General features: G+C 66.6%; 31 protein-coding genes, 1 tRNA gene and 1 pseudogene. 25 read left to right on the forward strand and 8 right to left on the reverse strand.

Going from position 1 to position 25,036, the window contains the following annotated elements; genetic code table 11:
- Nucleotides 1–58: 58 nt before the first annotated feature.
- Nucleotides 59–406 carry a hypothetical protein gene (locus ACFVS8_RS01140; RefSeq protein ID WP_387056761.1) on the reverse strand — a complete coding sequence of 116 codons (348 nt, stop codon included), beginning with the start codon at nt 404–406 and terminating at the stop codon, nt 59–61.
- Nucleotides 407–504: 98 nt separating this feature from the next.
- On the opposite strand from ACFVS8_RS01140, the gene ACFVS8_RS01145 reads away from it, so the two are divergent.
- The 22 genes and pseudogenes from ACFVS8_RS01145 (at nt 505) to ACFVS8_RS01250 (ending at nt 14,937) form a co-directional block, all read left to right on the forward strand.
- A complete protein-coding gene (locus ACFVS8_RS01145; protein WP_387056762.1) occupies nt 505–825 on the forward strand; it encodes an ATP-dependent DNA ligase in 321 nt (106 codons plus the stop codon).
- On the forward strand, nt 822–1,046 hold the full coding sequence (locus ACFVS8_RS01150; RefSeq protein WP_387056763.1) for a hypothetical protein: 225 nt from the start codon (nt 822–824) through the stop codon (nt 1,044–1,046). The genes ACFVS8_RS01145 and ACFVS8_RS01150 overlap by 4 nt, the downstream gene beginning before the upstream one ends.
- Nucleotides 1,047–1,661: 615 nt before the next feature.
- Nucleotides 1,662–2,120 (forward strand): SRPBCC family protein, encoded by a 459-nt coding sequence (locus ACFVS8_RS01155; RefSeq protein ID WP_387058129.1) that lies wholly within the window; start codon nt 1,662–1,664, stop codon nt 2,118–2,120.
- The gene (locus tag ACFVS8_RS01160) at nt 2,117–3,568 is read left to right on the forward strand and encodes a phytoene desaturase family protein (protein ID WP_387056764.1); all 1,452 of its coding nucleotides are present in this window, start codon (nt 2,117–2,119) and stop codon (nt 3,566–3,568) included. The genes ACFVS8_RS01155 and ACFVS8_RS01160 overlap by 4 nt, the downstream gene beginning before the upstream one ends.
- A gap of 300 nt (nt 3,569–3,868) precedes the next feature.
- The gene (locus tag ACFVS8_RS01165) at nt 3,869–4,144 is read left to right on the forward strand and encodes a hypothetical protein (RefSeq protein WP_387056765.1); all 276 of its coding nucleotides are present in this window, start codon (nt 3,869–3,871) and stop codon (nt 4,142–4,144) included.
- 88 nt (nt 4,145–4,232) lie between these two features.
- Nucleotides 4,233–4,568: a hypothetical protein gene (locus ACFVS8_RS01170; RefSeq protein ID WP_387056766.1), complete on the forward strand. Its 336-nt coding sequence runs from the start codon at nt 4,233–4,235 to the stop codon at nt 4,566–4,568.
- Nucleotides 4,569–4,770: 202 nt separating this feature from the next.
- Complete coding sequence (locus tag ACFVS8_RS01175) at nt 4,771–5,109, forward strand: ATP-dependent DNA ligase (RefSeq protein WP_387056767.1); 339 nt, start codon at nt 4,771–4,773, stop codon at nt 5,107–5,109.
- A 549-nt stretch (nt 5,110–5,658) separates the two neighbouring features.
- A pseudogene (locus ACFVS8_RS01180) lies at nt 5,659–6,603 on the forward strand (manganese catalase family protein); the annotation flags it as partial.
- 290 nt (nt 6,604–6,893) lie between these two features.
- A complete protein-coding gene (locus ACFVS8_RS01185; protein ID WP_387056768.1) occupies nt 6,894–7,622 on the forward strand; it encodes a hypothetical protein in 729 nt (242 codons plus the stop codon).
- A complete protein-coding gene (locus ACFVS8_RS01190) occupies nt 7,619–8,050 on the forward strand; it encodes a phage holin family protein (RefSeq protein ID WP_387056769.1) in 432 nt (143 codons plus the stop codon). Before ACFVS8_RS01185 ends, ACFVS8_RS01190 begins: the two co-directional genes overlap by 4 nt.
- A complete protein-coding gene (locus ACFVS8_RS01195) occupies nt 8,047–8,619 on the forward strand; it encodes a DUF3618 domain-containing protein (RefSeq protein ID WP_387056770.1) in 573 nt (190 codons plus the stop codon). Before ACFVS8_RS01190 ends, ACFVS8_RS01195 begins: the two co-directional genes overlap by 4 nt.
- Nucleotides 8,616–9,791 (forward strand): alcohol dehydrogenase catalytic domain-containing protein, encoded by a 1,176-nt coding sequence (locus tag ACFVS8_RS01200; RefSeq protein WP_387056771.1) that lies wholly within the window; start codon nt 8,616–8,618, stop codon nt 9,789–9,791. The genes ACFVS8_RS01195 and ACFVS8_RS01200 overlap by 4 nt, the downstream gene beginning before the upstream one ends.
- A gap of 77 nt (nt 9,792–9,868) precedes the next feature.
- Nucleotides 9,869–10,288 carry a hypothetical protein gene (locus ACFVS8_RS01205; RefSeq protein ID WP_387056772.1) on the forward strand — a complete coding sequence of 140 codons (420 nt, stop codon included), beginning with the start codon at nt 9,869–9,871 and terminating at the stop codon, nt 10,286–10,288.
- A complete protein-coding gene (locus ACFVS8_RS01210) occupies nt 10,288–11,535 on the forward strand; it encodes an NRAMP family divalent metal transporter (protein WP_387056773.1) in 1,248 nt (415 codons plus the stop codon). Before ACFVS8_RS01205 ends, ACFVS8_RS01210 begins: the two co-directional genes overlap by 1 nt.
- On the forward strand, nt 11,532–11,936 hold the full coding sequence (locus tag ACFVS8_RS01215) for a hypothetical protein (RefSeq protein WP_387056774.1): 405 nt from the start codon (nt 11,532–11,534) through the stop codon (nt 11,934–11,936). The genes ACFVS8_RS01210 and ACFVS8_RS01215 overlap by 4 nt, the downstream gene beginning before the upstream one ends.
- Nucleotides 11,923–12,255 carry a PRC-barrel domain containing protein gene (locus tag ACFVS8_RS01220; RefSeq protein WP_387056775.1) on the forward strand — a complete coding sequence of 111 codons (333 nt, stop codon included), beginning with the start codon at nt 11,923–11,925 and terminating at the stop codon, nt 12,253–12,255. Before ACFVS8_RS01215 ends, ACFVS8_RS01220 begins: the two co-directional genes overlap by 14 nt.
- A 97-nt stretch (nt 12,256–12,352) precedes the next feature.
- A complete protein-coding gene (locus ACFVS8_RS01225) occupies nt 12,353–12,511 on the forward strand; it encodes a hypothetical protein (protein ID WP_387056776.1) in 159 nt (52 codons plus the stop codon).
- Between the two features lie 99 nt (nt 12,512–12,610).
- Entirely contained in the window at nt 12,611–13,099 is a 489-nt protein-coding gene (locus tag ACFVS8_RS01230) for a pyridoxamine 5'-phosphate oxidase family protein (protein WP_387056777.1), read from the forward strand.
- Nucleotides 13,096–13,671 (forward strand): DUF6328 family protein, encoded by a 576-nt coding sequence (locus tag ACFVS8_RS01235; protein WP_387056778.1) that lies wholly within the window; start codon nt 13,096–13,098, stop codon nt 13,669–13,671. Before ACFVS8_RS01230 ends, ACFVS8_RS01235 begins: the two co-directional genes overlap by 4 nt.
- Before the next feature lie 4 nt (nt 13,672–13,675).
- On the forward strand, nt 13,676–14,296 hold the full coding sequence (locus tag ACFVS8_RS01240; RefSeq protein ID WP_387056779.1) for a flavodoxin family protein: 621 nt from the start codon (nt 13,676–13,678) through the stop codon (nt 14,294–14,296).
- Nucleotides 14,297–14,366: 70 nt separating this feature from the next.
- The gene (locus ACFVS8_RS01245; RefSeq protein ID WP_387058132.1) at nt 14,367–14,633 is read left to right on the forward strand and encodes a Rho termination factor N-terminal domain-containing protein; all 267 of its coding nucleotides are present in this window, start codon (nt 14,367–14,369) and stop codon (nt 14,631–14,633) included.
- 240 nt (nt 14,634–14,873) lie between these two features.
- A tRNA-Leu gene (locus ACFVS8_RS01250) sits at nt 14,874–14,937 on the forward strand.
- Nucleotides 14,938–15,123: 186 nt separating this feature from the next.
- Here ACFVS8_RS01250 and ACFVS8_RS01255 read toward each other — a convergent pair.
- From ACFVS8_RS01255 to ACFVS8_RS01275, 5 genes are all read right to left on the reverse strand, one after another.
- Entirely contained in the window at nt 15,124–15,930 is an 807-nt protein-coding gene (locus ACFVS8_RS01255) for a CPBP family intramembrane glutamic endopeptidase (protein WP_387056781.1), read from the reverse strand.
- Between the two features lie 3 nt (nt 15,931–15,933).
- Nucleotides 15,934–16,872, reverse strand: a complete 939-nt coding sequence (locus tag ACFVS8_RS01260) for a CPBP family intramembrane glutamic endopeptidase (protein ID WP_387056783.1) — start codon at nt 16,870–16,872, stop codon at nt 15,934–15,936.
- A 12-nt stretch (nt 16,873–16,884) separates the two neighbouring features.
- Nucleotides 16,885–17,823, reverse strand: a complete 939-nt coding sequence (locus tag ACFVS8_RS01265; RefSeq protein ID WP_387056785.1) for a CPBP family intramembrane glutamic endopeptidase — start codon at nt 17,821–17,823, stop codon at nt 16,885–16,887.
- Nucleotides 17,824–17,994: 171 nt separating this feature from the next.
- Nucleotides 17,995–18,414, reverse strand: coding sequence for a hypothetical protein (locus ACFVS8_RS01270; protein WP_387056787.1), 420 nt, complete (start codon nt 18,412–18,414; stop codon nt 17,995–17,997).
- A 131-nt stretch (nt 18,415–18,545) separates the two neighbouring features.
- Nucleotides 18,546–19,337 (reverse strand): CPBP family intramembrane glutamic endopeptidase, encoded by a 792-nt coding sequence (locus ACFVS8_RS01275; RefSeq protein ID WP_387056789.1) that lies wholly within the window; start codon nt 19,335–19,337, stop codon nt 18,546–18,548.
- 330 nt (nt 19,338–19,667) lie between these two features.
- On the opposite strand from ACFVS8_RS01275, the gene ACFVS8_RS01280 reads away from it, so the two are divergent.
- Complete coding sequence (locus tag ACFVS8_RS01280) at nt 19,668–21,017, forward strand: DUF1254 domain-containing protein (RefSeq protein ID WP_387056791.1); 1,350 nt, start codon at nt 19,668–19,670, stop codon at nt 21,015–21,017.
- A gap of 468 nt (nt 21,018–21,485) precedes the next feature.
- Here the strand turns inward: ACFVS8_RS01280 and ACFVS8_RS01285 are convergent, their stop codons facing one another.
- Entirely contained in the window at nt 21,486–21,887 is a 402-nt protein-coding gene (locus tag ACFVS8_RS01285; protein WP_387056793.1) for a helix-turn-helix transcriptional regulator, read from the reverse strand.
- A 50-nt stretch (nt 21,888–21,937) separates the two neighbouring features.
- Here ACFVS8_RS01285 and ACFVS8_RS01290 point away from each other — a divergent pair, with 50 nt between their 5' ends.
- Both ACFVS8_RS01290 and ACFVS8_RS01295 read left to right on the forward strand, forming a co-directional pair.
- On the forward strand, nt 21,938–22,636 hold the full coding sequence (locus ACFVS8_RS01290; RefSeq protein ID WP_387056795.1) for an alpha/beta hydrolase: 699 nt from the start codon (nt 21,938–21,940) through the stop codon (nt 22,634–22,636).
- A gap of 62 nt (nt 22,637–22,698) precedes the next feature.
- Nucleotides 22,699–23,169 (forward strand): GNAT family N-acetyltransferase, encoded by a 471-nt coding sequence (locus tag ACFVS8_RS01295; RefSeq protein WP_387056797.1) that lies wholly within the window; start codon nt 22,699–22,701, stop codon nt 23,167–23,169.
- A 44-nt stretch (nt 23,170–23,213) separates the two neighbouring features.
- Here the strand turns inward: ACFVS8_RS01295 and abc-f are convergent, their stop codons facing one another.
- Nucleotides 23,214–24,872, reverse strand: a complete 1,659-nt coding sequence (abc-f, locus tag ACFVS8_RS01300) for a ribosomal protection-like ABC-F family protein (protein ID WP_387056799.1) — start codon at nt 24,870–24,872, stop codon at nt 23,214–23,216.
- Between the last annotated feature and the right edge of the window lie 164 nt (nt 24,873–25,036).

Genomic DNA, 25,036 nt, shown 5'->3' on the forward strand with positions numbered 1-25,036 from the left:
ACGCAGGAGGCTGGTCATCGTCGCGCAGGTTCGTTATTGCGGGCCGCCGCGGCATCCGTCATCGCTCGAACGGACCTTCCAACTCGTCGTCGGCAGCGACGTCGAGCATCTCATCGGGCCACGCGACGGTCGAGGGCTGGATCTCTCGGGTGCGGCGCTCGAGGTCATCGACGAGTCCCGGGTCCGTGAACTCGTCGATCGAATCGGAAACCGGGGTGGAGTAGAGCTGACTCGCCGGCCCGATGAGCAGATGCGCCGAGATGATCGATCCACCCTCGCCGAGAATCGGGATGGTCACGATGTCGGAGGTGTGCACATCGGCGAGGGCCCGCGCGTAGCGGAGCACCGCCTTGCTCACCGCATCGGGGGTGATCAGGTGCCCGTTCGCGTAGTGGAGTCGCCTCATGCCCCGAGTATGCGCTTGTGGTCCTGCGGTTCAAGGGGCTTGCGCGGCATGGAATCGGTGTGAGACTGGGCCCGTTCGATAACGGAGGGAGGTCCGACGTGGGCAAGTTCATGTATGAGACGCTTCGTGTGGATTTCGAGGACCGAGTCCTCGCGCACCTGCAGTACGTGATCGGGGCGAAGCTGCGTCGGGGCGAGTCGTTCCATTTCTCGTGGCGTGACGATGCGTCGATCGGTGACGGACGCACGACCATCTGGTTGCACCCGGCTGCGACGATCATCTACAAGTACTACGGCTCGAGGCCTCCGGCGATCAACAGGGCATGGATCGAGGCGCTGAGTCAGGCCGCCAATTCGGGTGCGGGCCTGCACCTCGTGCCCGAACCTCCCGAACCTGCCAAGAACGGGAGCGAGCAATGAAACGCATCGACGTGTACTACGGCGGCCAGCACTACTCGATCTCAGGACGTGACTACGACGATGTGCGCAACGAAATCTTAGGCTCGATCGCGTCGGGCCCCACCTGGCTCCGGGTCAATATCGGAGAGGGCCAAAACGTGCCCGCAGACTTGCTCGTCACACCCGGCGTACCGCTCTCGCTCGTGGCCGTCCAAGACCCCGGTCTCGATCCTGACGAGTGAGGTTCCTCGCCTGCGTCGTCGCCTACGTGAAGGAGCGCGAACGATCTCCGGAGCCTTCGTCCTGGCGCTTCGCGTTCACCCAACCGGCAAGGAAGGCACGCTCATTCGCATCCAGGCGCACCCGACCCGGTGGGAGCGGCTCGCGTTCCCGATCGCAGAGGTCGAGAATGCGACGAACCAAGGCCGGCCGAAGTGGAGCCCGCATGTTCTCGAGCACCTCGCGCTGCAGCGGGCTCTCGAGCCGCGACCACCACGTTCCGATCGAGGGCAAAGCATGGTGTGACCGATGTCGAGCGTCGTCCCCTCCGGCACCGGTCGTCGATTTCGCTGCGTGAGGACTGGAAGAAATGGTCATTGGATGCTCCTCACTCGACGGCTCGCATCGGAGCCGGACATGGCGACCATACGTACCGCCGGGCCTCCAGCCGAGGGGATTGACATCAACGCGAGCCGCGCGCCCACCCCTGAGGCTTGCACGCCGACGACTGCGAACAGCGCTAGCTCGTGGGAACCCACCTGTGCCACGCACTGTCAACCCCGCGAGATGCCGGGTACTGCTCGTTAGCGTCGAAGACGGGTCGAAGCGCGCCGGCGTCCGGCTTGGAAGGGAACGACATGTCGCGGAACGTCCGAGCCATGGACTGCTCACCGTCGGCAGTGTTCGATGTGCTCGCCGACGGCTGGCTGTACCCGACGTGGGTCGTCGGCGCGTCACGCATGCGCGACGTGGAGGCGGCCTGGCCGAAGGAGGGGAGTCGTCTGGCGCATTCGGTGGGCATCTGGCCTGCGCTCATCGATGACGAGACCGTGAGCCTCGAGTGGGCTCCGCCGCACCGCGCGATCGTTCGCGCGAAGGGGTGGCCGATCGGCGAGGCGAGAGTCACGATCGACGTGCGTCGCCATGGCGAGGGGTGTCTCGTTCGCATCCAGGAGGAGGCGGTCGAGGGGCCGGGATCCTGGATGCCGCGCGCGATCATCGACCCGGTTCTGTACGTGCGCAACCGCGAGACCCTGCACCGTCTCGCCTATGTGGCCGAGGGTCGCGAACAGAACGGCCAGGGGCGCACCGGGTGACGGATGTCGACGCGGTCGTGGTCGGTGCCGGCCCCAACGGACTGGCGGCCGCCGTCACGCTCGCGAGGGCCGGCCTGCGCGTGCAAATCTTCGAACGCGAAGAGATGATCGGCGGCGGGGCGCGCACGCAGGAACTGACGCTACCGGGATTCCGCCACGACGTGTGCTCCGCCGTGCATCCGATGGCACTGGCTTCGCGCTTCTTCCGCGAGTTCCAGCTGGCGCGACGCGTCGAGCTGCGGCATCCGGAGGTCGCCTACGGGCATCCGCTCGACGGAGGCCGCGCGGGAATCGCCTACCGCGACCTCGCCCGCACGGCCGACGGCCTCGGGCGCGATGGGGACGCATACCACCGACTGATGGCGCCACTCGTTGCGCACGCTGATGAGGTCGCCGCATTCACGGGCGGCAGCCTGATCCGCGTCCCCGCCGACCCACTGACCGCCGTGCGCTTCGGCCTGCGCGCCATCGAGCAGGGTTCGCCGCTCTGGGGCCTGCGCTTCGCCGAAGACGCCGCGCCCGCGATGCTCACCGGTGTGGCCGCCCACACCATCCTGCCGATGCCAGGCCTTGCGCCGGCCGGCGCCGGACTGTCCCTCGCGTCGTATGCCCACGCGCGTGGCTGGCCGATTCCGGTGGGAGGCAGTCAAGCGATCGTCGACGCGCTCGGCGCGGATCTGCTCGCGCACGGCGGCATCATCACGACGGGGGTCGAGATCACCGACGTGCGTGAGTTGCCGCGCGCCCGCGCCATGCTGTTCGACGTCACGCCGAAGGCGCTCGTCGCGATCGCGGGGGAGCGGATGACGCGGCGCTATGCGCGGGCCTTGCAGGCGTTCCGGTACGGCAACGGGGTCGCGAAGGTCGACTTCGCCCTCTCCGGACCGGTGCCATGGGCGAATCCCGACCTGCGCCGGGCCGGCACTGTGCACGTCGGCGGAACGCGCGCCGAGATGGCACAGGCCGAGCGGGACGTCGCGGACGGACGGCATGCGAGTGCGCCTTACGTGCTCGTGGCCCAGCCCTCGATCATCGACGAGAGCAGAGCGCCCGCGGGCAAGCAGGTGCTCTGGACCTACACGCACGTGCCGAAGGGATCGGCACTCGACCAGCGCGAGGCGATCACGCGACAGATCGAGCGATTCGCGCCAGGATTCCGCGACCTCGTCATCGCCGCCGCAAGCCGCACCGCTCGCCAGATGGAGCAGTACAACCCGAACTACGTGCTCGGCGATATCTCCTCCGGAGCCCCGACCATCAGGCAGCTCCTGCGGCGCCCGGTGCTCTCGCCCGATCCGTGGCGCACACCGACGCCCGGCATTTACCTCGCATCGGCATCGACGCCGCCGGGCCCCGGCGTCACCGGCCTCAACGGCTGGTACGCGGCGCGCAGCGCATTGCGACACTCCTTCGGCACCCGCGAGCTCCCGAACCTGTCGGCCGACTGACACCAGGTCGTGTGGTCCTGTGACGGGTGTGTGGATGGCTCCATCATCGGCCTTGCCGCCAATGTCAAGGCCGCTGTGGTCCTTGAGACCGCTCCGTAGAGTCGACTCCGATCTCGGGCCGAATGTGCAGGAGGGAAACATGCAGGCGCACGAAGAGCGAACGGTATGGAGGGGCCGAGCACCTGATGCCTTCAGACGCAGCAGCCTTGATGATCGCTCTGGTCTCCGGCGGCTGCCGGGCTGGAGCACGACGGCCGCCACGACCGGCTCAGTGCTCCATCGGCACGGGACGGCGAGCTGATGCTGCAGGCGAGGATGCGACTGGACGGGCGAGAGTATCTGCTTCCTGCCGAGCAGGACCCCGAAGAGCTGATGGCGATGGTCACCGAGCTAGTGCGCGCGGGCGGCGGATTCGTCGAAGCGACACGCTCTCCTGAGCAAACGGTGAGCGTATTCGTGTCACCCGGCATGAGCCTCACGCTCGAGGTCGTCGATGTGCCCGACGACGCTGCCCTCGACGGGCACGAGGAATCCTGGCTGACGCAGTCGACGTTCGACCCGTTCGACATGGAATGAGCATGGCAATACCGCACGAGCCGACCCGATTCAATCCCGCGAGCACTTTGCTCCGCACGCGTTAGCGTTGCCGAGGAGGTCCACCAGTATGGGAAAACTGCACTACGGAACGCACTCGTTCGACATGGACGATCGGCTCCTCGCCCACCTGCAGCTCATCATCGGCGTGAAACTCCGCCGCAGCGAGAGCTTCTTCATGAGCTGGAAGCCGCCCGCATCCTCGGGTGAGGGCAGGCGTGCGGTCTGGATCGACAATGGCGTCCATCTCTACTTCGAGTACTCCGGCGGACGCGAGCCGAAGCTCAACTTCGCATGGGCCGAGAAGCTCGCCGACTCGGCCGGCAAAGGCGGAGGGCTCATCATCATGGCTGAGGACGTGCCGCTCATCCCCGAAGACAGTCCAGCAGGGACGGCAGGTCAATAGCGTCACGCAGCGCACGCTTTCGCCCAGCCTGGTGCATCGCTGCGAACCGGACCATGCGTCCCGGACCTCCCCCGCATCGGGGGTATGGAGCGTAGTGTCGATATCGAGTTCGGCTCCGTCGAGAAGTCTTCTCGACATATCGGTAGCGGCCCCGGCGACCGTCGCAAGCACAGACACAACGTCTGCGCGGAGGCGATCCATCATGGGACTTCTCATCTACGACTCGAAACTCGAAGTCGTGATCGACGACCGCACGCTCATGCACCTGCAGATCGTAATCATCGACAAGCTCAGACGTGCTGAGAAGTTCGCGATCAGCCTGTATCACCAGGGGCATGTCATCACGCTCTGGATGACACCTCAGTCGCGAGTGCAATGGGTGTACGCAGGAAATCGGCGGCCATCGCTGAACCGTGACTGGCTCGAGGCGCTCGCCGACCTCGCCGCCATGTCGGGCGTGCTGCGCATCATTCCAGAGCCGGTCGAGCACGAACATGTACCGGCCGAGGTCGAGCGCGGGCGCGAGCCAGTGATGAGCTGACACCCCACGCCAGCATTTGGAACGCCGGTTGCCGCAGCTTGGACGATCGGACCCGACTCAGGCGCCTCATCTCTTGGCGGACTTGGACCGGACGATCACCCAGGTCTCTCCGCAGAGCACGCACATGGCCATCGCCGGCGGGTGGAGCAACCCCGGTTTCGCTGAGGAAGCGGTCACCACCCGAACACCGGGGGCCCCGCAGTTTCGGCAGATCACGTTCCCGCCCCCGCCACGGTCGGGGAGCGGTCGGATGGTGGCGGGAGCTTGTGCGTCGTCGGAGTCCTGGCCATGGTGGTGCCCTCATCTCAATCCGGCGGCTCGTGGCCGCCGCCCGCCCACCGTAGAGGCGGCATGGAACACGGCATAGAGGCTTGACTTCCCAGACGGCGATCAGCCTGCACCAGCGGGCACGCCCGCTCGCCACATCTCCCCGTGCGCCGGTGCGAGCGCGGATGGGCGTCATCGCTCTGTCAAGCCCCTGCTGGCGGCGACGAGCGCGGACGTAGCCTTGCCGCTCGCAACGACGCAGAGGGGCCCAGGGGGTACCAGATGTTCTTTCACGTGCAACGACTGATCAATGAGATCGTGCCCGACGAGCCGGATCCGGCCGCCGCGAACGCATTGCAGGAGGGCCTCGGCGGGCAGTTCGGCGAGATGCGAACCATGATCCAATACCTGTTCCAGGCCATGAACTTCCGAGGCGGTACGGGCAAGCCCTACCGTGACCTGCTGCAAGGCATCGGCACCGAGGAGATCAGTCATGTCGAGCTCATCGGAACCACCATCTCGCGACTGCTCGACGGCTCACCGCGGTATCAGGGCAAGACGAGCGACCCGGTCGACGAACCCGGTGCAGGCGGTTCGACGCCGTTGAAGATCGCGCTCGACGAGGGCAACATCCACCACTACCTCGTCGGTGCACAGGGCGCGCTGCCGGTCGACTCCGCGGGTAATCCGTGGAGCGGCAGCTACGTCTACAACTCGGGCAACCTCCCGCTCGACCTGCTCTACAACCTCATGCTCGAATCGACCGGACGGCTACAGAAGTGCCGCATCTACGAGATGACCGCCAACGCGACGGCGCGGTCGACCATCGCCTACCTGATCGTGCGCGACCAAGCCCACGAGAACGCATACGCGAAGGCGCTCGAATCGCTGGGCGTGAAGTGGAAGACCCTGATCCCGATCCCCAAGACCAACGCCGAGCAGTTCCCCGAGGTCAATCGGCTGCTCGATCTCGACCTGCAGAGCAAGCAGTTCACCTTCGACCTCGCGGGGCAGTCCGAGGCCGGCCGCATCTTCCAGGGCGCGTCACCCTCGAACGACGGCACCGAGCTCGACGCCCGCGAACAGGCCCCTGCGGGTGTGCCGTCGACGATCGCTCCCGAGCGGTTCGAGGAGTTCTCGCCCGGCCTCGATCCCGATCTCCTCGCGCTCGTGCAGGCGACCGCCGAGATGGAGATGGCTGAGGCAGCGGACCCGCTGTACGCGCCCGTGGCGCCGTCTTCGGCATCCGAAAGTGCGACGAATTCCGAGAGCGCGACAAGCGCGAAAAGCGCGGGAAGCGCGAAGGGTACCGGGAACGCAAAGAGCGCTGGGAGCACGAAGAGCGCCGGCCCCGCCAAGGGCGGAGCGCATAAGACCAAGGCCGGAAAGAAGAAATAGCCGCGGCGAGTCCGTTTCGGCTCGCGGGTTATACGCCGCCCTTCCCGTGATGGGAAGTCCCTGTTTCGCCGAGATGCACCGGCCTAGCGTTGGCCGCCCACGAAGGAGAGGAGAGCATCATGAGCAATCTGAATGCCTCGGATGCTGCGCGATACCCCACGACGACACAGCCCCTGTCGCCCGGGCTCGAAAGCGAGGACGACGCAGCAGGAAAGGTGTCGACCCTCGCCGCCGACGCCGGTGAAGCGACCAAGCACGTCGCCGACACCGCGAAAGGCGAGGCACGTGAAGTCGCATCGGAAGCCGGCCATCAGGCGAGGAAGCTGCTCGGCCAAGTCGGCGACGAACTGCGCGGCCAAGCCGCGACTCAGCAGGCTCGCGCTGCCGACGCGCTTCATGCCACCGGGTCGTCTCTTTCGAGGATGGCCGACAGCTCGGACGACGACGGCTACGCGCCGCAGCTCGTGCGTGCTGCCGGCGACCGCATCGATTCGGTCGCGAACTGGCTCGGCACCAAGGATCCGGGCGAGGTCGTGGAAGACGTCAAGCGTTTCGCGCGACGGCGGCCCGGGATCTTCATCGCGATCGCCGTCGGGGCCGGTCTCATCGTCGGGCGTGTCGTGCGATCGCTCGCATCGCCGCAAGCTGGTGATCAGAGCCGTCCCTCGCACGCGGCATCCGAAAGCGACCCGTCGACCCCCGCGATCGACGCGCCGCCCGTGCCGCCGCTGCGCGAGACCGTCGCACCGACGCCCGCACCCGTCGGTGCCTCGGCTGGTGTGACGGCGACCACCGGAACGTTCCGGGACAGTTCCGATTTTCCGACCGAGCTCGGTGATCCAAGATGACTGATCCGCGATACCACGACCCACTCACGCCGTCGGAGCGACAGGCGGAGGCGAGCTCCGTCGGGCAACTGCTGAGCGAGGTCTCCCGCGACATCTCGACGCTCATGCGACAGGAGGTCGAGCTCGCCAAGGCGGAGCTGAAAGAGTCTGCCAGTAAGGCCGGAAAGGGCGCCGGCATGTTCGGCGGCGCAGGAGTCGCCGGATTCCTCGCCCTGACGTTCCTCTCGGTGGCCCTGTGGTGGGCGCTCGGCTACGTGATGGGAAACGCGTGGTCGGCCGTGGTCGTCGCCGCCTTGTGGGGCGTCGTCGCGGGCGTGCTCGCCCTGATCGGCAAGCGCGAGATCGAGTCCATCAAGGGCATCCCTGAGACCGTCGAGACGGTCAAGGAGATTCCCGATGCATTGAAGCGAAATGAGGAGAACCGATGAGCAATCCAGACACCATTCGTGAGGACATCGAACGCACGAGAGCCGAACTCGGCCAGGACGTCGACGCCCTCGCAGACAAGGTGAACCCCAACAAGATCGCCGAGCGACAGGGGCGCAAGATCCGACACGCGTTCACCACGGTGAAGGACAAGGTCATGGGCGCCGCCTCCGACGCAGGTCATGGAGTCCACGACGCGGTTTCCGACGCCGGATCGACCATGGCGAATGCTTCGCACAAGGTCGCTGCGACCGCGCAGGGCAACCCGATCGCAGTCGGCTTGATCGCATTCGGGGCGGGCCTGCTCGCCGCTTCGCTGATCCCGGCCTCGAAGGTGGAGTCGCAGCTCGCCGACAAGGCGAAGGACATCGCCGAGCCCATCGTCGACGAGGTGAAAGAGGCGGTCAAGGAGTCCGCCGAGGCGTTGAAGGAACCGGCGCAGGATGCCGCGGCCGCCGTTCAGGGCCGCGCAGCCGAGGCCGTCGAGACGGTCAAGGAGGAAGGCGCGGACGCAGTCGAAGACGTCCGGGCCGAGGCCGCCGAGATGGGGAACGCGGGCGAACCCCGATGAGGGCACTCACTTGGCAGTCCGCCGGCAGCGTCAGCGTGGAGGAGGTGCCCGATCCGCGAATCGAGGATCCACGAGACGTGATCATCCGGGTGACGTCGACGGCGATCTGCGGGTCGGACCTGCACCTCTACAACGTGCTCGGCCCGTTCCTGTCGAAGGGCGACGTGCTCGGGCACGAACCGATGGGCATCGTCGTCGAGATCGGTTCGGCGGTCACGACCCTCGCCGTGGGCGACCGGGTCGTGGTGCCGTTCGTGATCGCGTGCGGCGACTGCCACATGTGCCGGCTCGGCCTCACGACTCAGTGCGAGACCACGCAGAACCGGTCCACCGGAACGGGTGCCGATCTCTACGGGTACACCGAGCTGTACGGGTCAGTGCCCGGTGGTCAGGCCGAGTTCCTTCGGGTCCGCAGAGCCGACGCGAACGCGTACAAGGTCGGCCACGACCTGCCCGACGACCGGTACCTGTTCCTCAGCGACATCCTTCCCACCGCCTGGCAGGGCGTGCAATACGCAAACGTGCCCACCGGCGGAACCCTCGCCGTGCTCGGCCTCGGACCGGTCGGGCAGTTCGCCGCCCGCATCGGGCGTCACCTCGGTCATCGGGTGCTCGCAGTCGACCCGGTTCCCGAGCGCCGGACGATGGCCGAACGGCACGGGGCCGAAACGTTCGACCTCGCCGACGGCATCCTCGAACGGCTGCGCGACGAGACCGACGGACGCGGACCCGACAGCGTCGTCGACGCCGTCGGCATGGAAGCGCACGGCAATCCTGGCGTGGAGTTCGTGCAGAAAGCCGTCGGAATCCTGCCCGACGCCATCGCGAAGCCAATGATGAAGACCGCCGGGGTCGACCGTCTCGCGGCGATCCACCTCGCGCTCGACCTCGTGAGACGGGGCGGCACCGTCTCGCTGAGCGGCGTCTACGCAGGCGCGGCCGACCCGATGCCGTTCATCACCATGTTCGACAAGCAGATCGCGTTGCGCATGGGCCAGTGCAACGTGCACGCGTGGCGGGACGAGCTGCTGCCACTCGTCGAAGATCCGACGGATCCGCTCGGCGTCGACGACCTCGTGACCCATCGGGTGCCACTCGACCGAGCCCCGGAGATGTACGAGACCTTCATGAAGAAGGAGGACGGCTGCATCAAGGTTGTGCTCGAACCCTGACCACGACGTCGATAGCGCTCGATCATGGTGCCGTCAAGCGGGGCCCGGTCGTGCGTGCGCGGTCGTACGGTTCGACTATGAGGAAGTACGCGGCGATGACGGCTGTGGTCCTCGCGCTGGCGTTGGCTGGGTGCACGCCAGCGCGAGGGATCCTCGCCGACGCAGCGGCCCAGGGCCGGTCGGCGGTTCGGACCGCTGAACTCGCGCTCGAGACCGAGGCAGACGGGCGGGCCGGGTTCGGAGTCGTGCCGACGGCCTTGGCCGATGCGGAACGCGAGCTCGAGGATGCCGCGGCCACGGCCGTCGAGGCCAGCGCCGGGACGGCGTCGGAGCGTGACCTACGCGCGGAGACGCTGACCGCTCTCCGTGCGGGTCAAGACGCGGTCGCTGCCGCCCAGCAGTCGCTGGACGGGCTCGAGTTCGCCGAGACTGCCGCCGACGAGCTCGCGACCGCCGGCAACACGCTGGACGAACTCGCGACAGCGGGCGGCCAATGATGACGAAGCAGAAGTCTGGTGTCGCGAAGCTCTTCGCGGTTGCGCTCGGAATCCTGACCGCGATCGGCGGGTTCGTCGACATCGGGGACCTCGTCACGAACGCCGTCGTGGGATCCCGATTCGGACTCGGGCTGGTCTGGGTCGTCGTGGTCGGCGTCGTCGGCATCTGCGTCTACGCGCTGATGGCAGGCCGGGTCGCGGCGGTCAGCGGTCGGGCGACGTTCGAGATCATCCGCGACCGGTTGGGACCGCGTGCCGCGTTGGCGAACCTGGCGGGGTCGTTCCTGATCAACCTGCTCACGGTCACGGCCGAGATCGGCGGTATCGCGCTCGCGTTCCAACTGATCACGTCGGTCGAGCCGGCACTGTGGATCCCGCTCGCCGCGTTCGGGGTGTGGATCGCGGTGTGGCGGGCGAAGTTCTCGTTGTTGGAGAACGTCACGGGCCTCCTCGGGCTCTCCTTGGTGGTGTTCCTCGTCGCGGTGTTCCTGCTGAAGCCAGACTGGGCTGCGCTCGGCGGAACGCTCGTGCCCGCCGTCCCGCAGGGGGAGACCCCGTTCACCTACTGGTTCTATGCCGTGGCGCTGTTCGGCGCGGCCATGACGCCGTACGAGGTGTTCTTCTTCTCTTCAGGTGCCATCGAAGACGGGTGGACGATTCGCGATCTCGGGCAGGCGAAGGCCAACGTGTTCGTCGGATTCCCCCTCGGCGGGCTGCTGTCGGTCGCGATCGCCGCGTGCGCCGCGATCGTCCTGCTCCCGAGAGCGATCGAGGTGACGAGCCTGTCGCAGGTCGTGCTGCCGATCGCCGAGGCAGGAGGGCAGATCGCGCTCGCGTTCGTGCTGGTCGGCATCCTCGCCGCGACATTCGGCGCCGCCCTCGAGACGACGCTCTCGTCGGGCTACACGCTCGCGCAGTTCTTCGGCTGGTCGTGGGGCAAGTTCCGGCGACCGGTGAACGCGTCGCGGTTCCACCTGTCGATGATCGTGACCATCCTCATCGCGGTGGGAATCCTCGCCACCGGGGTGGATCCGATCCAGGTCACCGAGATGTCGGTCGTGTTCTCGGCGGTCGCGCTGCCGTTGACGTACCTGCCGATCCTGCTCGTGGCCAACGACCGCCAGTACCTCGGCGAGAATGTCAACGGCTGCGCCATGAACGTGATCGCCCTGATCTACCTGGGCATCATCGTCCTCGCGTCGGTCGTGGCGATCCCGCTGCTCATCATCACCGGAGCCGGCGCATGAACGCCCGGCGGTTACCGCCCGCGCCGGCCGAGGCCGGGCAGATCCTCGACGCGGCACTCCACCTGCTCGATCGGCAGGTCCTCGATCGCGATTCGGTTCCCGTCACCACCGTCGACGACCTCGAGATCACGGATGTCCCGGTCGATCGTCCACTCGATTCTGACGCGCCGGCACCGGTGATCACGGCCATCCTCACGGGACCGGTGCTGGCGACCAGGATCTTCGGTGGTCGCCCGCCGGCGTCGCGTATGGCCCGCATTCCCTGGCGATTGGTGCACTGGATCGACACCACGGTCCATCTGGGCGTCTTCCAGGACGAGTTGGAGGCCACCTGGACCGAACGCTGGGTGCGCGATCGGATCATCCGCCGCATCCCGGGAGGCTCGCATGATCCTGGGTGACCTGCTGCAGGCGAAGGTCCTCGACGCTTCGGCCGAACGAGTCGGGTGGGTGATCGACGTGCGCTTCGTGCTCGACGGCACCGTGCACGAGACGCTCGCTGATGCGCGGCTCAGCGGCCTGATCGTCTCACCGCGAACGAAGTCGTCGTACTGGGGGTTCGAGCGTCACAGCCAGGATTCGCCCGCATTGATCGCCCGCTACCTTCGCTGGCGGCATCGCGGCTCGTTCCTCGTTCCGTGGTCATCCGTCGCGATGCTTCGAAGCGACGGCACCGTCGTGCTCCGGGCGGACCACGACGCATACGACCCTGCGCTCTGAGCGCGCACCGGCGCAACCGCGGCGTCGGGTATCCGCACACGTCGGTCCGGGTGTCAAGCGGGTTGATGCGGCGGGTGAGTCGAGGTGGGCTTGCAGGATGAGCGACGCAGACAAGCAGAACACGCACGGCACTCCGGGGGAGAACGAGGAAGCCGACACCGCATCCGGGGGCGCTCCCGAGAAGCCCGACTCGACCGAGCAGAATCCCGACTCGACCGAGCGCCAGGACGACACCGACAGCAAGGACCGCCAGTAGGGGTCCGGAACCGAGCCGTCCGCCCGGTGCGCACGCCGTCGCCGGGCCGCCGAGGACCGCACGGATCCCGAACGGCACCATCGATCGAAGGAGGGGCAGATGCCCGATACCGAGAAGACCGAGCAGGAACGCATCATCGAACTCGCCCGTGGCATCCCGTACGGATGGCTGACCACGGTGAACGGCGAGGGGCGTCTGGTCGCTCGCCCGATGTCACCGCGGGATGTGACCGATGAGGGCGAGATCTGGTACTTCGCCGAACGCGACTCCCGTGACGCCAGCGAGATCATGGACAACCCGAATGTCGGCGTGACGCTTAACTCCGGCTCGACATTCGTGTCCTTCGCCGGCACGGCCGAACTCGTCGACGACCCGGCGAAGAAGGAGGAGCTCTGGGATGCCGCGGTCGAAGCCTGGCTGCCCGACGGACCGCATAGCTCCAACGCCGTTCTCATCAAGGTCACGGCGGAATCGGGGGAGTACTGGGACACCCCGGGCGGCCGCATCGCGACGCTGATCAGCTTCGTGAAGGCGAAGGTGACCGGCGAACGCTACGACGGTGGCGAGAACGAGACGGTCAAGCTTTGAGCCGAGTTCTCGACGATCGCGCCTCGCGTGCAGGTGACTCAGCCGATGCGTCACCTGGCGATGGCCGGGACGAAACCGCGGGCGAGAAGGCCGACCGCAACTGGGCCGACATCCTGCAGGAGTTGCGTGCGGTGCAAACAGGGACACAGATCATCACCGGATTCCTGCTCGCGGTCGCCTTCCAGCCGACGTTTCAGGACCTGGAACGGTACGAGATCGGCCTCTACCTCGTCCTCATCGTGTTGGCGGGGTGCGCGACGATCCTCGGCCTCGCGCCGATCATCATGCATCGGCAGGCATTCGGGCGACAGCGGAAACCAGAGCTCGTACGCTCGGCCAATCGCATGCTCGTCGCATTGCTCATCGTCGTATCCCTGCTTGCCGCCGGTGTCGTGAGCCTGGTGTTCGACGTGGCAGTCAGCCGCACGGCGGGACTCATCGCACTCGGCATCGCGCTCGCGGTGCTGCTCGTGTTCTGGACGATCGTGCCGCGCCTTGGCCGCATCCGCGAACCCAACACAAGCATCCCGAGGCACGCCACTGTCGTCGCCTCGAAGACGGAAGGAACGTAGAGACATGGAAATCCAGCCGCTCCGAGCTGTTGCGCTGGTGTGCACGCTGAAGACCTCCGGCACCGAGTCCAGCAGCGAGAAGCTCGCCGGTGAGGTGCTGCTCGAGCTCGCCCGCCATGAAGTCGTCGGACAGGCCTTCCGCGTTGCGGACTATGACATACGACCGGGCGTCACCATCGACGAGGGCCACGGCGACGAGTGGCCTATACTTCGCCGACATATCACTGACTCTGACATCGTGATCCTCGCGACACCAACCTGGCTGGGCCACCCGTCTTCGGTCGCGCAACGTGTGCTCGAACGCCTCGACGCCGAGCTGTCGGAGGTCGACGACGCCGGCCGGCCGTCGATGTTTGGCAAGGTCGCGCTCGTCGCCGTCGTCGGGAACGAGGATGGCGCGCACTCGATCGTCGCCGATGTGCAGCAGGCGTTGAACGACATCGGCTTCACCCTTCCCGCACAGGGCTGCACCTACTGGAACGGCGAAGCGATGGGATCCACCGACTACCTCGACCTGCCGGAGACACCCGCATCGACCGCATCGGCTACGGCCACGGCCGCTGCCAACGCAGTGCACCTGGCACGCCTGCTCGCCGACTCGCCGTACTCCCCGCCCGAACAATGACCCCACCCGCATGTTCTTCAAGCCCGCTGAAGCCGGCCCAATGGGCGGTCGTGAAAGAAAGGATGAGCAGATGCCCGGAAACAGGAACGCCTCACTGAAAGACCCCGAGATGTACGAGGAGCTGCGCAAGGGCGGAGCCTCGAAGGAAAAGGCCGCACGCGTCTCCAACGCGGCAGCTGCACGTGGGCGCAAGTCAGTGGCTCGAAAAGGCGGCAAATCAGGCGATTACGAGGACTGGACCGTCGAGCAACTTCGCAAGCGCGCGAAGGAGATCGGACTCACCGGGTACAGCGGCAAGCGCAAAGCGGAACTGATCTCCGCGCTGCGGAACCACTGACGGGCCGCAAATGTCTTGAGGCGCACGCGGCCTGTGCCGGCGGAGGAACTGAATGGTGACTAGGGTTCAGGTGCTGCGTTCTGTCACCGGGACTTGAACCGTCAACGTTTATCCCACGTTTATTCGATCCGAGCCTGGTCGAGATGCTCCGAGATATCCCGAGTAGCCTAGAAGCCGCAGTTTCAAGATCGGCGAGAAATCCCCGGTCATGTCGAGATCGGTCGAGCGGTCACCGAGATTGGGAGTTCGGGGGAGTGGCCTCGGGCGAGTCCATCGGTCGAGGGTTCAAGCCCCTCCCGCCCCACAAAAACCATGCTGATCAGGTGTTTTATGTGCTCGATTGCATGCGCTCCGGGGCATGGAGGCCGGAATGTGTTCGCTGTAAATCGTGCTCGATCCACCTCGACGAATCTCGGTGGGGTTGGGGAGCCGGGGCTCCATGCGTCACCGACCATGGTCGGTGACGCCGCGCCGATTCCCGTGGCGGAATCTATTCTGAAGCGGGCCTAGCGCCTGCATGTGCGCCGACAGCGTGGACGTCGCGCTTGATCGGGTCTGGGGCGAACTCGAGGCGTGCGATGCTGCCGGTGGGCCAGAGGAGTTTGACGTAGAGGAGTACGAGTGTGGCGATGAGGACGCGCGCGAGCATGCCTGGCAGGCCTGCTTCTGGACCGTAGGCGCCGCCGTTGAGGAGTTCGTTGCCGGTCGACGTCGAGGTGAACCAGCCCGGCCACTGGGTGGTGCCGCTGACCGGGAAGCCCCAGATCGCTTGGCTGAGGTTCCACGAGACGTGCAGGAACAGGGGGAGCCAGAGTGCCCTGGTGGCGAGGAACGCGATGCCGTAGATGACGCCGCCGAGTGCGGTGCCGAACGCGCCGATGAGGGTCGCGTTCGGGTTCGTCAGGTGCATGGCTCCAAATGCCGTCGCGACGATGGCGACCGCGATCCAGCGGCCGGCAGCGACTCGGCGGAAGAGGATCACGAGGCCGCTGAGCAGGAGCACCCGGAAGAGGACTTCCTCGAAGAGCGCGTACCCGATGATCTCGCCGATCGCGCCGCCCAGTCCGGACCAGTCCTCAGCCCCGTCGGTGACCTCGATCGCGCCGAGGGCGAGCTCGGCGAGAAAGACGAGACTGATCGCGACGAATGGGATCAGCAGGCCGACGAGGATGTCGAGTGCGCTCCAACGGTTCGCGGTGATGCCGAGGCTGCGCCACACGGGGCGGTCGTTTCGGCGGTACCAGACGATCGCGAAGACGCCGAAGCCGAGGCCGATGAGGATCAGGGCGATGTCCATGGGTCAGGCCTGTTCGACGCGGGGTGCGGTCAGGCCTGCCTGGGATTGTGCGCGGCGTGAGCTGCCCCGGTAGAGCAGGTACGCGATGAGGGCGAAGATGATGAGCGCGAGCGCGCCGGCCACGCCCCCCTCGGGGCCGAACCCGCCTCCGGTGAGCCAGATCGGTGCTGCCTCGGTGGGTTCGAGGAAGATCAGGGCGGTGGACTGCACGTTGATGCCGTCGACCTGCACGCCCCAGACGTTGCCCTCGGCCCAGTTCCAGCCGCCGTGGATGCCGATGATGAGCCAGAGCGAGTTCTGCCAGAGCACGATGAACGCGGCGAAGATCGCGTAGCCCATGATCGTGGTGAAGCCGATCGGCTTGGTGAGCACGCCGTGCATGAGCGTGAACAGGAGTGCCGGGAGAATGACGGCGAGCCACCCCGGCATCTGCAGACCCGAGTTCTGCATCAGGAAGCCACGGATCAGGATCTCCTCGTTGCCGCCCTGCACGACGTGCGTCAGCGCGAGCGCGAGCACGAGCAACACCGCGGTCGACCCGCTGATCGCACCGGTGGGCGGGTCGATGAGTCGGTAGCTGCCGGTGGCCCAGAGGAACAGGATCGGGATGGAGATCATCAGCGCCCCGACCGGGATGCCGAGCAGGAGCAGCAGCACGCCGCGTCCGGGGCGGCGGAAGCCGAGGGTCTTCACGTGCCGGCGCTCGTAGAGCACGACCCAGGCGATGATCAGGATGGTCGGGATCAGGTTCGCGGGGATCTCGAGCCACTGCGCTTCGGGGGACCCGGCGGCTGGGTGCAGGATGAGTTCGAACGCGCCCATGAGGCCGAACTGCACGATGAACACGAGCCCGATGAACACGAGCGGGTAGGCGAGCCACCACCGGGTCACGCGCTTGCCGGTGGCGGCATCCTGGACGTACGGGGTGCTTCGGATCGACATGGGACGGTCCTCTCAGACGGCGTCGACGACGGGTGCGGTCAGGGCGGCGGCTTCGCTGCGGCGAGCATCCCATCGACGGAACACCACGAAGGCGATGGCCGTCACGACGAGCAGGACGATGACGGCCGGCAGGCTCGCCTCCGTGCCGAACTCGCCGCCGGTCAGCCAATCTGGGGTTCCCTCGACCGGCTGCAGGTAGACCGCCGAGGTCGATAACGGCGGGAGTCCGCTCACGGGGATGCCGTAGAGGTTGCCCATCGCGAAGTTCCATCCGGCGTGGATGCCGATCGCGATCCACAGGGCGCCCTGTCGGAGCACGAGGAACGAGGCGAACAGGGCGTAGAGGAAGATCATCGTGAACGGCAGCGGATGGATGAGCACGCCGTGGATGAGGGTGAACAGCAGGGCGGGCAGGAGCACTGCGAGCCACCCCGGGAGCTTCAGGCCGCTGGTCTGCAGGAGGAAGCCGCGGGTGAGGAGTTCCTCGGTGCCGCCCTGCACGACGAATGCCAGGGCCAGCAGCACCAGCAGCGGCACTGCGCCCCACCCGGATGCCCCGCTCTCGGGCCCATCGACGGATTCGTAGGCGCCGATGGCCAGCAGGAAGAGCGCCGGGATCGACAGCAGCACGACCCCGGCGACGAATCCGCCGACCATCGTCAGCACACCGCGACCCGGGGAACGGAACCCGAGTGTGCGAACCCGTCGGCGTTCGAAGAGCACGACCCAGAGCACGAGCACGAGACCGGCGGCTGCGAAGGAGATCGACTCCTGCAGTTGCGCGGCAGGGGACCCGTGCTCGACCGGCCAGGTTGTCGCGAACACGGCGAGGACCCCGGCCTGCACGCCGATGATCAGCACCAGGAAGACGATGATGTACGCCAACCACCAGGGTGTGACGCGTTTTCCGGTCGCGGCATCCTGAACGAAGGGCGTGGTGCGAATCGACATGGGCGCTCCTCTGGCGAGGGTCCCGGGACGGTGGTGCCCGAGACCGGTTGGCGGTTCGGTCTCAGGCGTGTGTCATGCGTGCGGGCGAGGCGCGTTCATGCAAGCTGTCATCTCGCATGGCACGGTCGGCATTGCGATCCGCGCAGCGGGTACTCCGAGCGACCACCGACATCACACCCCCCCCGGGAAGTCGGACAACGCTTCCACGCTATCGGGACGAACCCGCCGAAGACCAGAGGTGCTGCTGAAGCCGCGCCCGCATAGTCCAAGACGAGTCGTCACCCAGGCGTCCGGAAGGTCGTGTTGACGAGTACGACAAGGGGATCCCGCACCGGGCATCTGCCGGTCTGCCTCGGCGCCCAGCGCCATGAGCGCGAGGCCTGCTATGACCAGGACCATTGTCGAGTACCCACTGAAGGTGACCGCGAGCACGGGTCTAAGGGCTGGGCCGAGTGCGGTGATCGCCGTGATGGGTGCTGCGAAGACGCCGTTGATGGTGCCGTAGTTTCGAATGCCCCACGGGTCGGCCACCGCGGAGCCCCGGACGAGCGTTTGAGCGCCGCGGATGGCGCCGGTGATGATGCCGAACATGATGAGGTGCCAAGGCGCGGCATCAAAGCGGTTCCCGCCCTTGGAGCGCGGTTGGGGAGACTGCGACGAGATTGCCTGCGGTGAGGAGTCGGGCCCACTTCATCAGTGACCCGACCGAGTCAGGCCGAGACTCAGCCTGCCGTCGTTGCTGCTGCGGTGACCAGCGCGAACGTGAAGGTCACCCAGTCGTTGATCAGATGCGCCCCGAAGGAGACCAGGATGTTCTTCGTGCGGATGAACGCGAGTGTGAGCACGATGCGGGCGGCACCGATGACGAAGATCGCTTGGATGACGTTCCATCCGTAGGTGGGCAGGTGCGCGGCGCCGAACCAGATCGCCGTGATGACCCAGGCCAGCACGACAGAGGCTTTGCGCGAGAGTCCAGCTTTCGAGTGCAGCCAGTACAGCACCGCCAGGAACGGCAGGATCGTGAACAGCTCTTCACCGAAGAGCTGGACGAAGGTTCCGACATAGAACGCGATCACGCCTCCAGCGCCACCGTCCAGGACGGTTGAGGTCGCACTGTTCTGCGTGAGTCCGCCGAGTTGACCACCTGAGGCGATGAACGCCGCGAGCGCACTGACGACGAGGGTGAGGAGCCAGAAGATCACCATGGCGCCGATGTCGCGGCCTTTGATCGGCCGGAAGATTGCCTTCCAGTTCGGTTTCACGAGCAGGATGAAGGCCGCGAGTGGGATCCCGACGAACAGCAGCCGCGGGATGAGCTCGAGCCATTGGTTCTCGAAACCGATGAGGCTGAGCGACAGGAAGCCCAGTGCGCAAGCCAGGATAATCACGATCCACTTCCAGGTCGCCACCTTGGCGGGGATCAGGTTGTAGAACGGAAAATCCGCGCCGTCATTCCGTTCGATGAGCGTGCCGAAGCGAGCGTCCTTGGTTGTCATGCCATCCACTTCACTCATCAGTCTCCCTCGCCAAATCGATGCTGGACGTGTCCCTCACCCGAGCTTCCGGGGATGAGATCCGCGTCAATCTATACAGCACTCGCTCATCGTTGAACCGATAACCGACACGAGGTGGCGACAATCGGGCTGTTTCAATGTGAAGACGACCCGATACCGGTTCGCCCGTGTCAAAACACGATGCGCTTACTTGGCTGATCAACGATCGGCTACACCTTCTCCTGCGGCCACGCCACGATGAATGGGGAAATGGTGTCACCCTCGGGGCGGGTGCGCCCCCTAGACTCCCGGTGTCGGGGGTCGACGGGAATCGAACACTGGGGAGCAGGCATGGGGTCTGGGCAGAAGGTCACCGAAGCGTACGCTGCGGAGGTCGCGAAGGCGGCGTACCTGTGGGGGTGGCCGCTCGTCAACATCCACAATCGGCGGGTGTTCATGGAGCAGCTCCCCGAACCGGGTCTGCTCGTGGGCATCGTACCCGCCGGTCCGCCGAACCACATCGGGATGCTGCACGACTACATCCGCCCCGAGGAGCGGGTCGTCGCGTGTCCCAATCAAGACGTCGCCTACGGCTTCGGAACGCTCGATGCCGACCTCGGGCCGGCGGTCGTGCAGGTGCCCGACTTCGGCGACCGGTTCTGGGTGTACCAGGTCGTGAACCAGCGCACGGACTCCTTCGTCGAGCTCGGCAAGATGTACGGCACGAAGCCGGGCCACTACCTGCTCGCGCCCGAGAGATGGGAGGGCGAGGTGCCCGAGGGCATCGCCGGCGTGTTCCGCTACGACACGCGGTGCGGCATCGTCATCCCTCGCGTCTTCCTCGACGACACGCCCGAGGACCTCGCCGCGATCCAGCCGCTCGTGAACCAGATCAGCGTCTACCCGCTCGCCGACTTCGACGGCACGATGAAGACGATCGACTGGACCGCGGTGCCGACGTTCGGCAACGACGACGCGACCTCCGGGCAGGAGGAGACACAGTGGGTCACGCCCGAGACGTTCTTCGCGTCGTTCGGCGAGATCCTCGACGAGGTGCCGCCGCTGCCGGGCGAGGAGGCGATGTACGACTGGTTCAGGGTCGTGCTCGACGCCGCCGAGCACGATCCCGAGATCGCGGCCGCCGCACGGCAGGCGGCGCTCGATGCCGACCCGATCGTCAAGGAGCTGTTCGAGTTCCGCAACTACGGCATCCCGGTCGGCCACCACTGGACCACCCAGCGCTCGGGTGCGCGGTTCGGCACCGACTACCTGATGCGCACCGCCGTCGGAAAGTCGAACATCTTCGTCAACACCCCCAACGAGACGACGTACTTCTATCAGGACCTCGATGCCGACGGCGGCCGACTCGACGGAACGCGCACCTACACGGTGCGCTTCGAGGAGGGGCAGCTGCCGCCCGTGCAGGGCTTCTGGTCGCTGACGGTCTACAACAAGCACCACTTCTTCCACGCCAACGACCTCGACCGGTTCTCGCTGGGCACGAAGAACAAGGACCTCACCCGCGGCGCCGACGGGTCTCTGACCCTCACGGTCGGCGGCGACGCGCCGGACGATCCCGCGCTGCACGCCAACTGGATCCCGGCACCCGCCGACGAGTTCTCGGTCTACCTCCGCGCGTACTGGCCCGACGAGGCGATCCTCGACGGCACCTGGGCGCCCCCACCAGTGACCCTCGCTTAGCCACTCCGCCGACAGAAGGTGCTGAGTACTGGCACTGGGACTTGATGCGTCAACGCTTATCCAACGTTTATCCGATCCGAGCCCAATCGAGAGGGCCCGAGGCATCCCGGGTAGTCTGGAGGTCATAGATTCAGGATCGGCGAGAAATCCCCGGTCATGTCGAGATCGGTCGAGCAATCGCCGAGACTCGGGGTCGGGCCACGAAGGTCTGGGCGAGTCCATCGGTCACGGGTTCAAGTCCCGTCCGCCCTACCGAATATCATCTGATCAGGATTTCTTGCCTCGAATAGAGCGCAAGCGCATGATGTCGTCAAGGTGATCCACGACTTGCGCACCGACCGACTTGGGCGACCGCCATGCGCGTCGGCAGTGAGCAACCCTTCGTCAGGATCTGGACCAATCTGACTTCCGCGATCAGATGGCCGCTCCAACCGTGCCAACGAAGCCGACCGTTCGGTCGAGGGCGGCCTATGGATTGTCCGCGGTCGCACCGGGGTTCGGATCGGTCAGAGCGAGGGTGAGTTTGTGCATGCTCGTGCGGGCGGACTCGGTTGCGGTGGGTCCGAGGGCGACGAGAGCGACGAGCAGGGCGGCGATCTCGCCGGGTTCGAGCGCGATCGGGTCGGGCGAGGACCGGGTGTCGAAGAGGTAACCGCCTCCCGGTCCGCGCTGTACGCGGATCGGGATGCCGCTCTCGCGCATGCGGGCGATGTCACGTTCGACTGTGCGCGGGGTTACACGCAGTGTCGCCGCGAGGTCGCGTGATGATCGCGGTGCTCCTCGTCGTCGGCGCAGTTCCTCGATCAACGCATGCTGTCGCTCGATGCGTCGCAGGGTGAGATGCGGGTCGGTCGATTTCGAGAAGGCCATGATGAGAACCCGTCGTCTGCTAGTCGGGTTCTCTTCATAGCATCATGTGCATGACCACGATTGCGATGATCGTTTCTGGGGCGGGACTACCCGACTGGCTGTGGGATGACGTCCGAGCCCGACTGAAGATGCCAACACGGATCGCCCCGAAACCGGCCGACAGCGACGCGACGGTCACCGAGTACGCCAGGGCCGCTCTTGTCGCCGCACACTCGGGCCGCATCCTGCTGGTCGCGCACTCCGCCGGTGGGGTTGTCGCGTCGGAGATCGCCGCCCTCGCGGCGCCGGGCCAGATTGCCGGCATCGTCGGGGTCACTGCCGTGATCCCGCCTTCGGGCGGATCGTTCACCTCGGCGATGCCCTTCCCGCAGAACGTGATGCTCCCAGTCGTGCTCCGGGTCGCCGGCACCCGGCCGCCCGAGTCCGCGATCCGGAACGCGCTGGCATCCGGGATCGATCCAACGGCCGCCGATCGCCTCGTGGCAGACTTCACGCCCGAACCTCGCCAGTACTTCACCTCCCGCGTGCGAGACACCGAACCGCTCCGTGCGCTTCCGACCCGCAGTTACCTCCTGACGACCGACGACGCGGAGTTCCCCATCGGTCAGCAAGAACGCTTCGCGGCGCGCATGCGGCCACACACCCTCATCCGCGTTCAGAGCGGACACCTGCCCATGCTGACCCACCCCGACGACGTCGCCGGGGCCATCACCAGCGCCGCCCTCACAGATCAGGCCGCCCGCGACTGAGCCGCTACTCGCAGCCGCCAGGGCTCCGCGACTGCTCGAGCGTCCTGGCAGAATCGGAAGTCGTGATCACGTGCAGACTTCGGCCCGAAGAAGTCGCCAGCCTGGCTCCGCGACTGCTCGAACTTCAGGGGCGCGCGTACAGCGTCGAGGCAGCGCTCATCGGCGACGATCGGATCCCGCCGCTGCACGAGTCAGTGCAAGATCTCGTGGCCGCTCAGCTGCACTGGATCGTGACACTCGACGGTGATCGGATCGCCGCAGCGATCGGGTACGCGGTGGAGGAGGGGTCGATCGACATCGACCGCCTCATGGTCGACCCGAGCTTCCACCGAAGAGGGCTCGGGGCTTCTCTGGTGACCGAAGTCCTGTCACTCGCCAGGCGGACGGTCGTCTCGACGGCACGTGAGAATACGCCCGCTCGCGCCCTCTATGAAGCCCTCGGCTTCACACACGACGCCGACATCGAGCCCATCGCCGGACTCTGGATCAGCCAGTACTCGGCGACAGGCACGGTCGCCGACGAGCTCGACTGACGATCAGGGCTCGTTCACACCACGTCGTCGACCCTTCCCGAGACCTATGCGGCGGCCTCGAGCTCGAGCCGCGATCCCATGAACCTGCGACGCAGCATCCGGTCGTGTGTGACCAGCACGATCGCGCCATCGTAGGAGTCGAGAGCAGACTCCAGCTCGTCGACGAGTTCCGGGGCGAGGTGGTTCGTCGGCTCGTCGAGCAGCAGCAGATCGTGCGACTCGCTGACGAGCAGCGCGAGCTCGAGTCTCCGCCGCTGGCCGTAGGACAGGTCGGCGACGGGTACCGCCAACTCGGCCGGACGGAAGAGCCCGAGGCGCAGGAGCCGGTCCTCTGCGGTCTCGAGGTCTTCACGGATGCCGCGGGAGAATGCTTCGCGCACAGTTCGCGTGCTCGTCGTGATCGTCGAGTGCTGGCGGAAGTACCCGACCCGGCCGCTCATACGTACCTCTCCCTGCGTCGGGGCCAGCTCGCCGGCGATCACCCGGAGCAGGCTGGTCTTGCCGACGCCGTTCGGTCCGGTGACGATCAGGCGATCACCCGACCCCAATCGCAGTGCATCGACGAAGGCTGCAGCCACGCGCACCTCCTCGAGCTCGAGGATCGGGCTGGTCGCAACCTTCGACGTCGACGCGTCGCGAGGGACGTCGACTGCGGCATCTGCTGCGATCGTCGAGAATCGCGGCGCGAACACGAGTGGCTCGGGCGGGGGAGCGACCGGCTGCTCGACAAGGCGGGCGAGCCGTTCCTTGGCATTGCGGATGCGGCTCATCGCGCCGTGATCACGCCCGCGGGCCCGGAACGCTCCCGCACCCATGCCGGCCTTGTCGAGCTTGCGCGGGATCGCGTCGAGGCGTCCGGCGTTCGCTGCGACCAGCGCGCCGTGCCGTGAGACCTCCTCCTTCCATGCCTCGTGCGCGAGACGGTGACGCTCGCGCGCCGTCGCCCGTGCGACGAGCAAGCCGCGATACCCGTCACCGGAGCGGGTGACCGTGCCATCGCGGACCGTGAAGATCACGTCGGTGAACTCCTCGAGGAACGCCCGGTCGTGCGTGACCGCGATCACGGTGCCCCGATGCGCGCGCAGGGTGGCGAGCAACCAGTCCCACGCATCGTCGTCGAGGTCGTTCGTGGGCTCGTCGAGCAGCAGCAGTTCGGCGTTGCCCGCGATCGTCGCTGCGACGGCGAGTCGCGACCGCTCGCCTCCCGACAGCGACACCCATGGACGTTCGCGATCGACGTGGGCCACGCCGAGCGCGCGCAGCGCGACATCCAAGCGGTTGGATGCCGCGTAGCCGTCACGCGCCTCGTATTGATCGACGAGTGCGGCGTAGCGAGCGAGCGCGAGTTCGAGTGCGGCATCCGTGGTCGCGTCGAGCGCCGCCGCCGCGGCGTCGATGGCCTGCTCGATCGCTCGCAGCTCTCGCCAGAAGGTGTCGATCGCGTCGCGCACGGTCGCCTGATCGGGCAGCTCGAGCGACTGAGGAAGCACACTCACGCCTCCGGGCGCGACGACGGTGAGCTCGCCGGCTTCCGGTTGCAGCTCACCGGCGATCAGCCGGAGCAAGGTGGACTTGCCCGCACCGTTGTCGCCGATGATGCCGATGCGCTCGCCGACCCGGATGGACACGTCGACGCGATCGAGCACGACCCTGTCGGCGAACCGCTTCGTCACGGAGTGCAGGGACAACTGAAATGGGAACATGCAGGTCTCGATTTCCCGACCGACGCTGCAATCGTGAGTCCACACGCCTCGAAGGGCCGGTGGCGGACACGGCGAGCTGCTCACGCGATGCGAGCGCGGGTCGTGATCAGGTGGTGGAATGCGCACAGCACATGCGCTCTGACATCCGTGGAGCGAAGCTCGAC

Source organism: Agromyces sp. NPDC058110, assembly GCF_042884735.1.
Taxonomy (GTDB): Bacteria; Actinomycetota; Actinomycetes; order Actinomycetales; family Microbacteriaceae; genus Agromyces.